Source organism: Methylomonas sp. TEB (assembly GCF_047777895.1).
Taxonomy (GTDB): domain Bacteria; phylum Pseudomonadota; class Gammaproteobacteria; order Methylococcales; family Methylomonadaceae; genus Methylomonas.
In genome coordinates this window covers 1,314,937-1,329,235 of the sequence record NZ_CP180476.1, presented here as the reverse complement: position 1 = coordinate 1,329,235, position 14,299 = coordinate 1,314,937, and the positions used below count along the sequence as shown (strand labels likewise).

General features: G+C 51.2%; 12 protein-coding genes. 5 read left to right on the top strand and 7 right to left on the bottom strand.

Translation table 11 applies throughout. The annotated features are described in order from the left end of the window. Nucleotides 1-14: 14 nt before the first annotated feature. The 4 genes from ACMXD4_RS06040 to ACMXD4_RS06025 all read left to right on the top strand — a co-directional run bounded on the left by ACMXD4_RS06040 (nucleotide 15) and on the right by ACMXD4_RS06025 (nucleotide 6,841). On the top strand, nucleotides 15-320 hold the full coding sequence (locus tag ACMXD4_RS06040) for a hypothetical protein (protein WP_033157960.1): 306 nt from the start codon (nucleotides 15-17) through the stop codon (nucleotides 318-320). 138 nt (nucleotides 321-458) lie between these two features. Further along, nucleotides 459-1,160: a hypothetical protein gene (locus ACMXD4_RS06035; protein WP_225893041.1), complete on the top strand. Its 702-nt coding sequence runs from the start codon at nucleotides 459-461 to the stop codon at nucleotides 1,158-1,160. Nucleotides 1,161-1,561: 401 nt separating this feature from the next. After that, nucleotides 1,562-2,809, top strand: a complete 1,248-nt coding sequence (locus ACMXD4_RS06030; protein ID WP_171696263.1) for an ATP-binding protein — start codon at nucleotides 1,562-1,564, stop codon at nucleotides 2,807-2,809. A gap of 138 nt (nucleotides 2,810-2,947) precedes the next feature. After that, nucleotides 2,948-6,841: an NACHT domain-containing protein gene (locus ACMXD4_RS06025; RefSeq protein ID WP_415880152.1), complete on the top strand. Its 3,894-nt coding sequence runs from the start codon at nucleotides 2,948-2,950 to the stop codon at nucleotides 6,839-6,841. Nucleotides 6,842-7,168: 327 nt separating this feature from the next. Here the strand turns inward: ACMXD4_RS06025 and ACMXD4_RS06020 are convergent, their stop codons facing one another. From ACMXD4_RS06020 to ACMXD4_RS05990, 7 genes are all read right to left on the bottom strand, one after another. Beyond that, nucleotides 7,169-7,798: a sulfite oxidase heme-binding subunit YedZ gene (locus tag ACMXD4_RS06020; protein WP_415880151.1), complete on the bottom strand. Its 630-nt coding sequence runs from the start codon at nucleotides 7,796-7,798 to the stop codon at nucleotides 7,169-7,171. 3 nt (nucleotides 7,799-7,801) lie between these two features. Then, nucleotides 7,802-8,734, bottom strand: a complete 933-nt coding sequence (gene msrP, locus ACMXD4_RS06015; protein WP_415880150.1) for a protein-methionine-sulfoxide reductase catalytic subunit MsrP — start codon at nucleotides 8,732-8,734, stop codon at nucleotides 7,802-7,804. A 46-nt stretch (nucleotides 8,735-8,780) separates the two neighbouring features. Further along, nucleotides 8,781-9,503 (bottom strand): SDR family NAD(P)-dependent oxidoreductase, encoded by a 723-nt coding sequence (locus ACMXD4_RS06010; protein WP_415880149.1) that lies wholly within the window; start codon nucleotides 9,501-9,503, stop codon nucleotides 8,781-8,783. Further along, nucleotides 9,500-10,021: a DoxX family protein gene (locus tag ACMXD4_RS06005; protein WP_415880148.1), complete on the bottom strand. Its 522-nt coding sequence runs from the start codon at nucleotides 10,019-10,021 to the stop codon at nucleotides 9,500-9,502. The genes ACMXD4_RS06010 and ACMXD4_RS06005 overlap by 4 nt, the downstream gene beginning before the upstream one ends. Before the next feature lie 3 nt (nucleotides 10,022-10,024). Continuing rightward, complete coding sequence (locus tag ACMXD4_RS06000) at nucleotides 10,025-10,801, bottom strand: DUF2063 domain-containing protein (protein WP_415880147.1); 777 nt, start codon at nucleotides 10,799-10,801, stop codon at nucleotides 10,025-10,027. Next, entirely contained in the window at nucleotides 10,785-11,666 is an 882-nt protein-coding gene (locus tag ACMXD4_RS05995; RefSeq protein ID WP_415880146.1) for a DUF692 domain-containing protein, read from the bottom strand. The genes ACMXD4_RS06000 and ACMXD4_RS05995 overlap by 17 nt, the downstream gene beginning before the upstream one ends. Nucleotides 11,667-11,800: 134 nt before the next feature. After that, nucleotides 11,801-12,079: a DUF2282 domain-containing protein gene (locus ACMXD4_RS05990; RefSeq protein WP_033157967.1), complete on the bottom strand. Its 279-nt coding sequence runs from the start codon at nucleotides 12,077-12,079 to the stop codon at nucleotides 11,801-11,803. A 268-nt stretch (nucleotides 12,080-12,347) separates the two neighbouring features. Here ACMXD4_RS05990 and ACMXD4_RS05985 point away from each other — a divergent pair, with 268 nt between their 5' ends. Beyond that, nucleotides 12,348-14,216, top strand: coding sequence for a sigma 54-interacting transcriptional regulator (locus ACMXD4_RS05985; protein ID WP_415880145.1), 1,869 nt, complete (start codon nucleotides 12,348-12,350; stop codon nucleotides 14,214-14,216). Nucleotides 14,217-14,299 lie beyond the last annotated feature (83 nt).

The following is a 14,299-nucleotide window of genomic DNA, read 5'->3' as shown; positions in this document are numbered from 1 at the left end:
TTAAAAAATATTCAATGAAACACGCTCTCAATAACGACCTTTCCCACCACATTTTGCCCAATTCGGCCACGATGGTAGGTGTTTGCATTATGGTCATCAGCATCGTCAAAAGTCAGCCTTCAGGCATGGTCGGTTACGTGATCGACAAGGCGTTGGCAATAGACAGTTTGCTATTCACCATCAGTGCGTTGCTATCGTTCTTATCGATTCGGCTGGAGCGCTCAACCATAGGTTTGGAACGCTGGGCGGAAGTGCTTTTTATCATTGGGCTGGTGTCGATGACTGTCATTGCCCTCATTTTTTCTTTCGAAATTGTATGATTGATTTTCGCTTTCCCTGCGAATGCGGCAGACTCGCTTCGAAGCGAAATTTAACTTAACCCTAATGTGGAATTAACATTCAATTCATCGCCAAATAGTAATTTAGACCGCTCTAATTAATCTAAAGGCATTTGGAATATGAAAACGATAAAAAGCTTGTCAATACAGCTATTGGCAATTCTCTCGGTCTTATCTGCAATCCCTAGGGTTCAGGCTGCAACGACTATTCAAATCGGCCCAAGCGGAAAAACCTTTGCCTCGTCTATGGTTCAGTGTGCGGTAAATCCAGCCACCGGCCTGCAAGCGGCAACCGTTCAAACCGGCCTCTTCAACCCAAGGTCAAAAGATAAGGCCACGATTACCCTCAATGGCGGAATTGTGACCAAAGTTACCGCGTCGCAACCCGATGTCGCTGTCTGGCTTGTTGATGGTAATAACTCTGTTGTGGTCACCCTGTCTAGTAGAACAGCTGATACCTACGCCTTCACCGTACAACCGGGCTTCTGCGATCTACCCGATACGTCAGCTAACACTTTCAGCGCTGACGGCGTTCTCGAATACGCTGCCAGTAGAAAATCTTATACCACCGTCACCCCAGGCTGTGCCTTAAACCCGGCTAGCGGTAATTCCCAGTACTTCGTCAACCTGTTCGATAATGGCAGCTACCTATTAAACGTATCTGTCAATGGCACGCCGTTAACCCAATTGAACGGAACCACCCGAAAATCAGTACCCGTGTTTTTGGGGGCGGGTTTGAACGTAATCTCGGCAGCCAATGGCACGGTTTCCACCGACTACTACATTAGAGACGGCGGCAACGGCACTTGCACCTTACCGTAAATCAGAATAAGCGCCATGCCCTTTAAATGTCCCGGCAGTAACAGCATGGCGTCACTATTAACCCGGTCCTATTTATCACCGATATTCCGTTCGGGCTGAGCTGGTCGAAGCCTGATTTGGCGCACCCTTCTATAAACTCAGGATAAAAGGTATTTAAGGGCCGGGTTAATGACAACTTAGCAGACGCCACGGCTATTGCCGATGACATCATTAACTTGGTTAGTCATTTGCCGGAAGCATTGCTCCACCAGACTGCGTACGATAAAAAGAAAAAATGGTTGGCATTGGCCTTGAAGGGATTTCTTAAATTATGCCGGCAAAACTCAAGGTTGACGCGAAACAATAGACAAGGACCTGCTGCTGGCTTTACGATACTGAGTAAATTTACTCAGTATCGTAACATGAAATACACCCGCCCCCAGGAAGCGCTACTCAAAAACCGTCTCGGCGATCCAGTTCACTTTATCAACTTACTCGCCGGCCCAAGGCAGGTCGGCAAAACCACCATCATCCGCGACATTGTTTCAGCCAAACCGACGCAAGGCTACTACGTCTCAGTGGACGATGAATTTGCTGCCGGCTTTGATTCGTCCGCGACTATCTCCCCGCCGCAAAAGAAAGATAGGGGTTGGCTGGCCTTCCATTGGCAAGAAGCGAGAAACCGCACTGCCGCCTGGCTGAAAACCGCGCAAAGCGACGACATCTTTGTGTTTGCGATAGACGAAATCCAAAAAATCGAGGATTGGTCAGACATCGTCAAGGGCTTATGGGACGCGGACCGCGCCAACGGCGTGCCGATGCATGTCGTGCTGCTAGGCTCGGCGCCATTGTTGATGCAAAAAGGCTTGTCGGAGAGTCTGGCCGGACGTTATGAAACCCTGCCCGTCAGTCATTGGGGCTTTGCCGAAATGCAACAGGCCTTTGATTTCTCACTCGAACAATACATTTATTTCGGCGGTTATCCCGGCAGCGCCTGGCTGATAAAAGACGAAACGCGCTGGCGCCGCTACGTACGCGATAGCTTGATTCAGCCCAATATCGAAAAAGACATCCTGCAAATGGTGCGCATCAAAAATCCGATGCTGCTGAAACAGTTGTTCGAACTAGGTTGCCATTATTCCGGCCAGGAATTGTCGTTAACCAAAATTATAGCAAGCATCATCGAAGCCAAACACACCGAAACCTTGGCCGATTACCTGCATCTACTGACCGAAACCAAACTATTAGCTGGCCTGCATAAATACGCCGGCCAGGAAGTCCGCAAGCGCAATTCCGTGCCTAAACTGCATGTGTTCAACACAGCGCTGATGTCGGCGCTACAGGATTACAGCTTCGCCGAGGCACAGGCCGATCGCAGTTATTGGGGACGTTTGGTGGAAAGCAGCATCGGCGCGCATCTGCTCAATACCGCCGACGAAGACACCAAACTTTACTATTGGCGCGAAGGCAACCAGGAAGTCGATTTCGTGCTGGCTAAAGGCAAGAAACTGGCGGCGATAGAAGTCAAAAGCGCGCCCAAGCCGGTGGTATCGGCAGGGTTAAACGTGTTTGCCGAAAAATATCCCCACGCTACAAAAATTCTGGTCGGCGCGGGCGGCGTACCTTTGGCGGAATTTCTGTCTCAACCTGCCGACGATTGGCTGGATTAATTCATGCTGTATCGCGTTCCCCGTACCGTTACCGAAAAAACCACTGAAGACACTCCTGCCGAAAGCCTTCCTATCGCCGACTACAGAGACCGGCCGGCCTATGTATTGCTTGGCGAACCGGGCGCAGGGAAATCCACGTTGTTCGAAGTCGAAGCCAAGCTTACCGGCGGTCATTACATTTCCGCCAGAGACTTTATCTATTTAGATAATGAGGAATGGCAGGAGAAAACCCTGTTCATTGATGGCCTAGACGAGGCCCGAGCCGGCAAGGACGACGCGCGAACGCCACTGGACGCCATTCGCGGCAGACTCAATAAATTGGGTTGTAAACGGTTCCGCATTTCCTGCCGCGAAGCCGATTGGCTGGGTGCGCTGGATAGCAGAGATTTATCTAAAATCAGCCCTGTTAGCGTGCTGTATTTAGACCCATTAAACAGTGGCGACGTGACGGCGATACTTGCTAACGACAAGCGTGTCGGCGATGCCGATAGTTTCATCGAAAAAGCGGAACACTCCGGCCTGTCCGGTTTGCTGGACAACCCACAAACCCTGGACATGCTGATTGATGCCGTCAAGGGCGGGCGGGAATGGCCATCCACCAAGCAACAGCTATACCGGCTGACATCGGAACAATTGGCGGCGGAATTTAACGACGAACATAGGGTTGCCGAAAAATCCACGGTTAATATTCCAGCGTTGCTCGACGCGGTAGGCTTGCTATGTGCGATTCAATTGCTCGCCAACCTGTCGGGTTTCAGCGAAGGTTACGCCCAACCGGGCCGCATCAGTCTTGCTTCTCTCGACCTTCCTGTGGCGAGCCGCGCCGCCTTAAAGTCCCGCTTGTTCAGAAAGGTGGGCGACGAATATAGCTATGTACATCGTAGCGTCGCGGAATATCTCGCGGCGTACTTCATTGCCGGCAAGATCAAGGATGGCTTATTGGTCAATCGAGTATTGGCGCTAACGATCGGCGTAGACGGCGGCATCGTTGCCGCGCTGCGCGGTTTGATGGCCTGGTTGGCCGTATTGTCGGAACCGGCGCGTGATCCTTTGATTGAAATCGATCCTTTAGGTGTGGTGGTGTATGGGGATGTGCAGTTGTTTTCTACGCAAACGAAATCCAGATTATTACGCGCATTGATTCGGGAAGCACAAACCACAGGCTTTCCCAACCGCGATGGGCACACCACGGCGTTTTCGGCCTTGTGCCAAAAAGATATGGCGAGCGAATTAATACAAGTGCTCGGCAATCCGGGGCGTAGCGATGGCGAACAGTATTTGCTGTATTGCTTGTTACAAGGGCTATGCTGCACGGAAAATAAGCTAAATATAAGTCTTCAATTACTGGCGGTTATAAGAGACAAAACGTATTGGGAGGCCATTAGAAGTTATGCCTTGCGCGCTTTTTGTCAACTATATCCAGGCGATTATGAAAGTTTATTGGTCTTAGCGGAAGATATTCACAATAAAGTCATTGAAGACGCGCGCAATGATTTATTAGAGGTTTTATTAAGAAAACTGTACTTATCAAAAATCAAACCTGCGGATATTATTCGATTTATAGGTAAGCAGGGTGACGGCAGTAGAATCTCTTGCATTCATTTTTGGAAAAATGAATTTTTGCGTGGAATAGGTAGTAACGACCTACCGAATGTCTTGGATGAATTTGTTCATATTGGAACCGATAAAATACATGCCGCATTAGATAACTTATTCGATGTCGCTGGCGATTTAATGGTGAGCGGATTAACTTTGCATGGTCCGTCTATTTCTAATGAAAGGCTTTATTGCTGGTTATCGATCGGTATTGACGAATACGATGAATGCAAGTTATCGCAAGAATACAAGGCAAAAATCTCGGCATGGCTGGAAGCAAACCCTGAAATTTTTATTAATTTGCTCTCGGAAGGCTTGAAACGAATAGAAAGCAAGGAAAATATAGAATATGCGATTGCTTTGATATTTGTGCACTTCCGAAATGCTACCCCGCCGAAAAACTTGGGTGCCTGGTGGTTAAGCATGGCACTGACCGAAATCGATTCAGATAAAAAAGTCTCTTATTTCAAACAGGCATTCTTGACGCTCTATAACCAAGACAGCGCTTTGACTCTTGAAGAAATTAGTGAATGGGTCTTTCAGCACCCTGAGTTTAGCAAGGTGTTTAATGAGCTAAAGTTTTGCCCCATTCCGGAAACGTGGAAAAAAAGGATCGAATCAAAAGCCAAGTGGCGGAAACAACGCGAACAGGAATTGGCTGAAAAATTAAATTTTTTTTATAAAAATTTGGATGGCATTGCTACTGGCAAGATTCAACCTTCTGTTTATGATCAAATTTCACAATATTTTGATCATCGAGTTAGTGTAAGCGGAAAATCCAATGAGCAGCGATTGGCGGAGTATCTAAATCATGATGAAATTTTGATTTCGGCAGCGAAAAGTGGATTGCGAAAGATATTGGATAGAACTGATCTTCCTGGAGCGGAAGAAATATTGGCGGCTGATGTAAAAAATGAATATCACTATATCAGGCGGCCGCTCCTAATATGCATTGAAAGTTTGTATTTGGAGAATAATAGTTTCTTAGAAGATTTAAACGATGATTTAATTAATAGTGCGCTTGCATTTTGTTTTACTCAAGGGACATTCGAAGACGAATGGTTTAAATCATTATGCTATTCTCGGCCTGATTTTGTTGCTAAAGCCTATTCCGGTTATATCACAATCTTACTAAATGCCAAGGCTAAATTTATTCATGGCATTTCCTATTTTACCTCTGACGCTCGCGGATTACAGATAGCCCGTCGTATTGTATTGCCGTTACTCGAAAAATATCCGGTTCGCGGCTACAAAGATCACATCGACCATCTTAAGTATTTACTGAAAGCGGCTATAGCGGGAGGTGACAAAAATTCGTTATTCTCGCTAATTGAAAAAAAATTAGCATGCAAAGGCATGGATTTAGCACAGCGTATTTATTGGCTTGCCACGGGGTTGGTCATTGATCCAAGCATTTACGAAACGAAGATCAAACTGGAAGTGACCGAGAAGGCTATCCGTATCAATCATTTGTCTTCGTTCTTATTGCCGATGCATGGTAACGAACCCTACTTCAGCCTTGAAAGGGTTACTACGATAGGTATGCTGATAGCGTTGCTAGCACCCCGCTGTCAGCCGAATTGGCCTAGGGGTGGTGGATTTGTTACGCGAGCGATGGAAGAGCGAGATTATGTTCGATATTTGATAAATAACTTGGCGGCGAATCCCGCAGAGGAAGCCGCAAAGGTTCTGGCCGAATTACTCGAACAGCCAAAATTGATTGCCTGGCACTCACTAATCCGCGACGCCCAACAAACCCAACAAATCAGCCGCAGGGAAGCGTTGTATAAGCATCCCGACGCTTCCCAAGTTATCGAAACGCTAAACAACCGAAAACCGGCCAATGTCGCCGATCTTTCGGTGCTGGCGATGGATTGTTTGCGGCAATTGGCGGAGGGAATGCACACCAGCGAGACTAACCGCTACCAACATTTCTGGAATTTAAAAGGCAAAGAAACTGTAGCCCCTACAGAACCTTACTCCGAGGAAGATCCAAGATACGAAGAGGTTGGACGTAATTATTTGGTTGATCTTCTCAAGCCGATGCTGGCGAATTACGAAGTCGCCGTCGAACCGGAAGCATTGCAAGCCAATGAGAAGTGCGCCGATATGAAATTGTCCTTCATTCATGAGGGACGATCTTATTACCTGCCCATCGAAATCAAACGCGATTATCACCGCGAATTATGGAAAGCCATCCACCTACAATTGATACCGCTTTACACCATCTCGCCGGAAACCGAAGGCCGCGGCTTGTATTTGGTTTTTTGGTTTAACTTTAAAAGGTTGCCGACTCATCCAGACGGCCTGCCGCCGCCTAAATCCGCCGCCAAACTGGAAGAAATGCTGAAGGCCACATTGACACCGGCGGAACGAAAATTAATCGACGTCTTCGTGCTTGACGTTACTGCAACAACGCCATCAAAACTAAATTAAGACGGCCTGCAACTGGTTTTAAATCAACGCTTGATTTTAGCTAAATCCGAGGCCGTGGGGACATGTCCGAGTATGCGTAAACTTCGGGCAGGGTATTTAGGTGTTTTGGCTAGCGTTGGCGTAACAAGCAAACGGGGTAATTGTGTCACTCTATTAAAATTCCGGACATCCGCGTAGCGCAAAATTGCAGTCACCGCCTATATACTAACCTCAAACAAGAAATGACCGATCCCAACGCTTCTAACCTTCAATCACTGTCACTGAATACGGGCGTCATTAAGCCGAAACCGGTGGCCGATTTCCCGAGGGAAATACTCACAAGGCCAACTAAACAGCCTTTTGATGTGCAGTGCGGTTACCGGCCAAGCGGTAAGCCACGCGCATACCCAGCAGCAAAGCCAGTACAAGCGCAAACACCATAGGTCTGCTTAGATCTTTTTTCACCAGCCAGCCGAAATGCACCACGCCGGCAATTGCGCACGGATAAGTTAAGCGATGTAATGCCCGCCAGCGTTTGCCGCCCAGGCGGCGGATAATGGCGTCATTTGAAGTCAATGCCAGCGGAATCAGCACCACAAATGCGCTAAAGCCGATAGTAATGTAAGGGCGTTTCAAGATGTCTTTAGCGATTGCCTGCCAATCGAAAAATTGGTCCAAAACCAAATAGGTCGCCAAGTGCAACGACGCATAAAAAAACGCAAACAAACCCAACATGCGCCGCAAGCGCATCAGCCATAAGCAGCCCGACAGACGCCGTAGCGGCGTGACCGCCAAAGTGATCAGCAAAAAACTCAAAGCCCAGTACCCGGTAACGTGGGTCATTTTTTCAATGGGATTGGAGCCCAATTCATCCACATAAGCGGCGACGGCCAATTTCGCGAACGGCAGCAAAGCCGTCAGAAATACGGCCGCTTTCACCCGGAGCAGTACACGGTTGTCGAGATTTTTGATCGTCATGGCTTAAAAATTCCGCTGCAAGTCCATGCCGGCGTACAGTGCCGCCACTTCGTCGGCATAGCCGTTGAACATCAGGGTTTTGCGTTTCAGAAACTCGCCGATGCGCCGCTCCTTGGCCTGGCTCCAGCGGGGATGATCGACCTCGGGATTAACGTTGGCGTAAAAGCCGTATTCACCCGGCCCGGCTTTCATCCAACTGGTCAGAGGTTGCTGCTCAACCAGCCGGATTTTGACGATGGATTTGGCACTTTTAAACCCGTATTTCCAGGGCATGACGATGCGGACCGGCGCGCCGTTTTGCTTGGGCAACACTTCCCCGTACAAACCAAAGATCAATAACGTCAAAGGATGCATGGCTTCGTCCATCCGCAAGCCCTCGCGGTAGGGCCAATCCAGCACCGCGGACTTTTGTCCCGGCATTTGGGCCGGATCGTGCAGGCTGACAAATTCGACGAACTTGGCATTGCCGGTCGGTTCCACCCGCTTGAGCAATTCCGCCAGCGAATAGCCGAGCCAAGGCACTACCATCGACCAGGCTTCTACACAGCGCAGGCGATAAACCCGCTCTTCCAACGCCGCCATTTTCAGTAACTCGTCAATATCAAATACCTTGGATTTTTTCACTTCGCCTTCTACCGTAATAGTCCAAGGCCGGGTTTGCAGGCTGCCGGCATTGATGGCCGGCTGATCTTTGCTGGTGCCGAACTCATAAAAGTTGTTGTATTCGGTAACATCCCGCCGAGGTGTGAGTTCATCCGTCACGCTGTATTTAGATTTTCCAAGCCCGCCTAAATTATCCATCGCCCATAGTGTCTGCGGCCACACGGCCGCCAGCGCGGCACCGCCTGCCGTTTGCATAAATTTTCGCCGTGCCTGGAACAGGGCTTGCGGTGTGATTTCCGAAGAAGGGATAGCTGGTGGTTTATAGGGTTTCATGTCGATGAGCCTCTGCTCTATTAATTACGGTAATTCGCCAGCGGACTTAAGCTGCGCGTACAGCCAAGCCGACGGCGGTTTTTGCTATTTGCTCTGGATCGGGTGACACCAGCGCTATCGAGTCCGGCGCCGACTGACCGTTCCAAATTTCAGTCAAGCGTTTTGCAGTGAGTGGACCGACAGGGCTGTCCGCATTTTCTTGACCACGCGCACCAACCAAAGCCTTGCATAATCGCGCCGAGTCGGCCTTACAGACTGCATAGTAGGGTTCCTCGCTATAGCCTGGGCCGCCCTGAATAGTGGATACGCAGATGATGTTGCTCGGTGCCGCGGCGGTAGCGGTTTGCCCGCCCCGTTCGGTAAACTCGCGCAGCGCCTGTCTGACGCATAAAAACTGCTCGGCCAAATTTTGCCGCAAAATTTCCCGCCATTGCTCCTGATCTATACCACCAGTCGGCACAGCAAGCGCCAAATCGGCATTCGTCACCAGCACGTTCAAGCGGCCCCAATAGGCGGCAAGTACATCGAACATACTGTTAACTTGGCTTTCCCGGCTAAGATCCGCCTGAAATATCATGGCTTGTCCCTGCTTAACCCGAATCCGCTGGGCAATGCGGTCCGCTGCCGCACTTTCGTGCGGATAATTGATCAACACCTTGGCACCGGCAGCGGCAAACGCCTCCGCCACCACCGCGCCGATACCGCAGTGGCCGCGAACCACCAACGCGGTTTGCCCCGATAGCGGCGCTCCGCCGTTCGGGACGTTCATGCATTCTCCCGTTTTAAAGCCGACCTGACCGCGCCGACATTCGCCGGGAACAAGTAGCGGCAGATTAATTCATCGAGCGACAGTTTGCCCGGCCCTTGCAAGCAACAAACCAACAACATGACGCCCCATTGTTTATGTTGCTCAATGCCGGCGCTGCCCAAATCCGGGTAGGAAATCACCGCGACGATATTGAATAAAAACAGCAATATTGCCGCGGCGCGCCCGCAAAGACCCAGGGCCAGTAAGGCCGGACCGACAAGCTCGACTGCGGTGGCCATTACCGCCGCCAGCCCGGCAGGCAATAGCGGCACCGCGTATTCGTTTTCGAAGAGATATAAGGTGCTGTCCCAGCTTTGGAGTTTCAGCAGTCCGGAAATCCAGAACGCATAAGCAACCCAGCAGCGCAGCAGCAAACTACTCAACGGAGTCAAACTGCCCAATAACAGGCCGCAGCGACGGCCCCAGCTTTGCGGCCGATAAAACGGCGCTAATAATTTGGCAATGATGTGTGTATGCATGTGTTAGGCATCCGCAAAATAAAAATCGGTTAACAGGCCTTTAAGCAAGCAGCGTTGCAACAGGGTGGGCACGTTCGCATCGGGGTGATCAGTAAGCACGGTCTCGACTGTTCCGCTTAGCGTCGTGCCAATAGCCAACAACCATAGAAATTGATATTCCGCTTGATCCAGACTATCGATTTCGACTTGCCGACCCGGACGGTACAGCAACAAGCAACAAGCCCCGTTACGCAAATCGATGTATTCCCGGCCGGCGTCATCGGCCTGGTTACTGGCCCAGATCCTGGCTATCGGATAGTCCGAGGCGATGAAGCGTGCGCTGGGATGCAGCCTGAAAACCATGCGGCCGTAGGCAGCGGGATCGATCTGCGCCAACGCTGTAGCGGACAGTATCGGCGCATCGGCAGCGTGGTAGGCTTCGTGCCAGAGCCACTCCAGCTTGGCGACATCGGCTAAATAAGCCAAGCTTTGCGCGGCGGCAAACCCGCTTATCAGCTCGGAAAAATGCGCGCCGAATGTCAACAGGCAAGCAGATTGCGGTGGGTAGCTTTTGATGTAAGCAGCAGCCAGCCCGGCAAAAAAGCCCTCGCCGACCAGACGGTTCACGACCGGATAGCTGTTGCGCAAGGCCGCCGTTAAACCAAGCCGGGTATTATTTCGATAAATGGCCAGGCGTTGCTCGGCACTCAGGCCCTTCGACTTAACGCCCGCCGGCAGTTGCTGGGATTCTTGCAACACAAAGCGGGAAAAATCCCACTGTAACTCACGCAGCCTGTGCATAAACCTGCTCCATAACCCTGTCGGCTGTCGCGGCTTCCGCCACCAACACCGGCCAGGGCGGCAGATCGGCATCCCACTCGATCAAAGTCGGACGGCAACCGAAACGTTGTATGGCTGTTTGATAGAGTTGCCAGACCGCATCGCTGACCGGCGCGTTATGGGTGTCGATCAGAATGCTCTGCCCGCCGAATTGATTGACGGTATGCCCGGCCAAATGAATTTCGCCGACCTTGTCGGCAGCTATGTCGTTTAAATACGCCAGCGCCTGCCAGCCGTGATTTACGCAAGACACGTAAAGGTTGTTCACGTCCAACAAAATCCCGCAGCCGCAACGCCGGGCTAGTTCGTTGAGAAATTCGCTTTCCGTATAGCTGGAAAAGCCGTATTCCAAATAACTGGAAGGATTCTCGATCAACAGCGGTCTGCCTAAATAATCTTGTGCCTGCGAGATGCGCGCAACTAAATGGGCCAACGTCTCATCGGTATAGGGTAAAGGCAGCAGATCGTTCAAGTACCTGCCGCCAAAGGCACTCCAGCTTAAATGCTCGGACACCAGCCCCGGTTCGATCCGCTGAATCAGATCGCGCAGTTGCCGTAAGTGTTGCCGATTCAACGGGTCAACAGAACCCAGCGACATACCAACCCCATGCAAGCTGATCGGATAATCGACTCGGATGGCTTCCAAGTCGCGTAACGGAATACCGCCGTTGCCGAAGTAGTTTTCGCTATGGACTTCCAACCACGCAGGCCGAATGGGTTGGTTTAGGGCATCCCGGTGATGCTGGGAGCGAAGGCCGATTCCGGCTTGCGCCGGAATCGCCGAGCTCACTGATACCTGTTTAGCGAGTGGCTTCGTGAGAGTCATGTGGTACTCGATTTAATGGTGAAAGGGTGTCGTCTAAACAGCGCAGAACCTTGTGAGTGGGATGCCGGCAATCGCTGCCGGCATGACTGCACTCTTTAACGGTTCGCGCGGCCTAGTAACCGGAGCCTGTGCCGTTATTTCATGTCCGCGGGCGCTTCCATACTGCCGCCGACGATGCGCTCGCAAGTGCCGGCAGGCACGGCGATAAAGGCATCTTTTTGATTATCGGCGGTGGAATGTCCGGCACAGGCATTAGACAGCGTTTTGCAGTCGTTTTTGCCGGCTTTGGCTACGCCGTAACATTTCTCCATATCTTTTTTGTCGGCGGCAAAGGCTAGCGATGGCAAGCCTGACACCCCTAATAAAATCAAAGAAGCCATGGCGGTCGATACAACAGTGTTTACGTTTTTCATCAGTCTTTTCCTAGTCGTTAAATGATTTAGTGGAGTCCACCGATTTCCCGGCAGACGCTTAACTAATGGCAAGCGGCATGCCAAAACGCTTTAAAATAAAACATGCAAATAAAAACAAACACTTATAAATTACCAAGCAAATTCAAGCCGTATCCCAATCGCCGAAAATCCACCAATAGTTGTGGCTGCCGCGAATAGTTGCGGCTTGGTGTTGTGGCGGCCGCTGGTTAGAATGCTATTCAATGCAAGCAACCGGACCATTTCACTCATGCAAACTGTCGACTCGTCGGAACTGGCCATACTGCGGGCGCTGGTGGAAGGCACCGTGCAAACCACCGGCGAGGATTTTTTAAGATCGCTGGTGCGTAGTCTGTGCACGGCCATTGGAGTAGCGAACGGCTTTATCGCCGAATTCACCAGCGACAAAACCCGGATACGATCCTTGGCCTTCTGGGAGCACGGTCAATTTATAGACAATCAGGAATGGGAACTGGCCGGCACCCCCTGCGTCGATGTGCTGGCCGGCAAGTTGTGCCATTACCCGTCGGACTTGGCGAAAATCTTCCCCAAGGAAGAAGGCATAGAAAGTTATCTCGGCGTGCCCTTGCAAGACGCCGACGGCCAGATCCTCGGCCACCTGGCGATATTCGACGAACGGGCAATGCCCGAAGAACCCCGCTTGCTCTACACCTTCAAGATTTTCGCGGCCAGGGCGGCGGCGGAGCTGAACCGGATTCGGGTAGAAGAACTGCGGCAACAGAGCGAACAGCGCTATAAGGATTTGTTCGACGAAGCGCCGATTGCTTATGTGCACGAGGACACCGATACCCGCTTCCAGGCCGCCAACCAGGCCGCCATGCGCATCCTGGGCATCACGCCGGAACAAGTGCCGGGTCTAATTGGTAGTTCCTTCGTACCCGACACGCCCGAAGCGCAACAACGCTTGCAGTTGGCGCTAAAGTCCATCGAAGACGGCACGAATAACGATGGCGTCGTTCTAGAATTGCGCCGCAGGGATAACGGCCAGCCGATTTGGATACAGTGGTGGTCCAAACTCGACCCCAGCCGGCAATACATGCGCACCATGTTTATCGACATTACCGAACGGGTGTTGATGGAACGGGAGCAAGCCAGGCTGCAAGCGCAAAACCTGTATTTACAGGAAGAAATTAAATCGACGCATAATTTCGACGACATCATAGGCCGCAGTCCGGCGCTGCAATCCTTACTAAACCAAGTCCAGCGCGTCGCGCAGACCGACGCCTCGGTATTGATCCAAGGCGAATCGGGTACCGGTAAAGAACTGATCGCTCGCGCCATTCACGCCGCCAGTCCCCGGAAAAACCGGCCGTTGATTAAAGTCAATTGCGCGGCATTGCCGTCCAGTTTGATTGAAAGCGAATTATTCGGTCACGAAAAAGGCGCATTCACCGGCGCTATCAACAAACGCATCGGCCGCTTTGAATTGGCTGAAGGCGGCACGCTGTTCCTCGATGAAGTGGGCGAAATTCCGCTGGATGTGCAGGTCAAATTGTTGCGGGTGATTCAAGAACGCGAATTCGAGCGGGTGGGCGGGCAAATCCCCATCAAGATGGATGTGCGGGTGATTACCGCGACGAATCGGGATCTGCTGACGGAAGTAGCTGAAAAGAATTTTCGCGAAGACCTGTTTTACCGTCTGAATGTGTTTCCGCTGACCACGCCGCCGCTGCGGGAACGGCTGGAAGATATTCCGCTGTTGGTGAATTTTTTGATCGCTAAATTCGCGCCGAAAATCGGTAAAAAAATCACCGGCGTCAGTGCCAGATCGATGCAGCGTTTGCAGAGTTATCGCTGGCCGGGCAATATCCGCGAGCTGGAAAATATCATCGAACGGGCCGTGATCCTGACCGATACGCCGATATTGGACATCGGCCCGGAACAGTTGCCCGCGACGGCCGACGCCGGCCTAAAACTCGTGGCAGCAGGCGGCGACACCAGCCTGGATAGCATCGCTAAAGAGCACATCCTCAGCGTCCTGGAACAAACCCGCTGGGTCATTGAAGGCCCCAATGGCGCCGCGCAACGCCTCAATTTAAAACCAAGCACCCTGCGTTACCGCATGCAAAAATTGGGGATCGCCAAAACCAATCGCTAGCGATGGCCGTTTCTAGAAAACGCTATCCCCCAGGCCTTTCGGGCTGAGCGGCGGCGTCGCCCCCCCAAACAGCAGGAATGCTG

Coding starts and splice junctions, on each gene's coding strand:
- ACMXD4_RS06000 (WP_415880147.1), bottom strand. CDS start 10,801: ATGCACAGGCTGCGTGAGTTACAGTGGGATTTTTCCCGCTTTGTGTTG.
- ACMXD4_RS05985 (WP_415880145.1), top strand. CDS start 12,348: ATGCAAACTGTCGACTCGTCGGAACTGGCCATACTGCGGGCGCTGGTG.
- ACMXD4_RS06005 (WP_415880148.1), bottom strand. CDS start 10,021: ATGCATACACACATCATTGCCAAATTATTAGCGCCGTTTTATCGGCCG.
- ACMXD4_RS06035 (WP_225893041.1), top strand. CDS start 459: ATGAAAACGATAAAAAGCTTGTCAATACAGCTATTGGCAATTCTCTCG.
- ACMXD4_RS05995 (WP_415880146.1), bottom strand. CDS start 11,666: ATGACTCTCACGAAGCCACTCGCTAAACAGGTATCAGTGAGCTCGGCG.
- ACMXD4_RS06040 (WP_033157960.1), top strand. CDS start 15: ATGAAACACGCTCTCAATAACGACCTTTCCCACCACATTTTGCCCAAT.
- msrP (WP_415880150.1), bottom strand. CDS start 8,734: ATGAAACCCTATAAACCACCAGCTATCCCTTCTTCGGAAATCACACCG.
- ACMXD4_RS06010 (WP_415880149.1), bottom strand. CDS start 9,503: ATGAACGTCCCGAACGGCGGAGCGCCGCTATCGGGGCAAACCGCGTTG.
- ACMXD4_RS06020 (WP_415880151.1), bottom strand. CDS start 7,798: ATGACGATCAAAAATCTCGACAACCGTGTACTGCTCCGGGTGAAAGCG.
- ACMXD4_RS05990 (WP_033157967.1), bottom strand. CDS start 12,079: ATGAAAAACGTAAACACTGTTGTATCGACCGCCATGGCTTCTTTGATT.
- ACMXD4_RS06030 (WP_171696263.1), top strand. CDS start 1,562: ATGAAATACACCCGCCCCCAGGAAGCGCTACTCAAAAACCGTCTCGGC.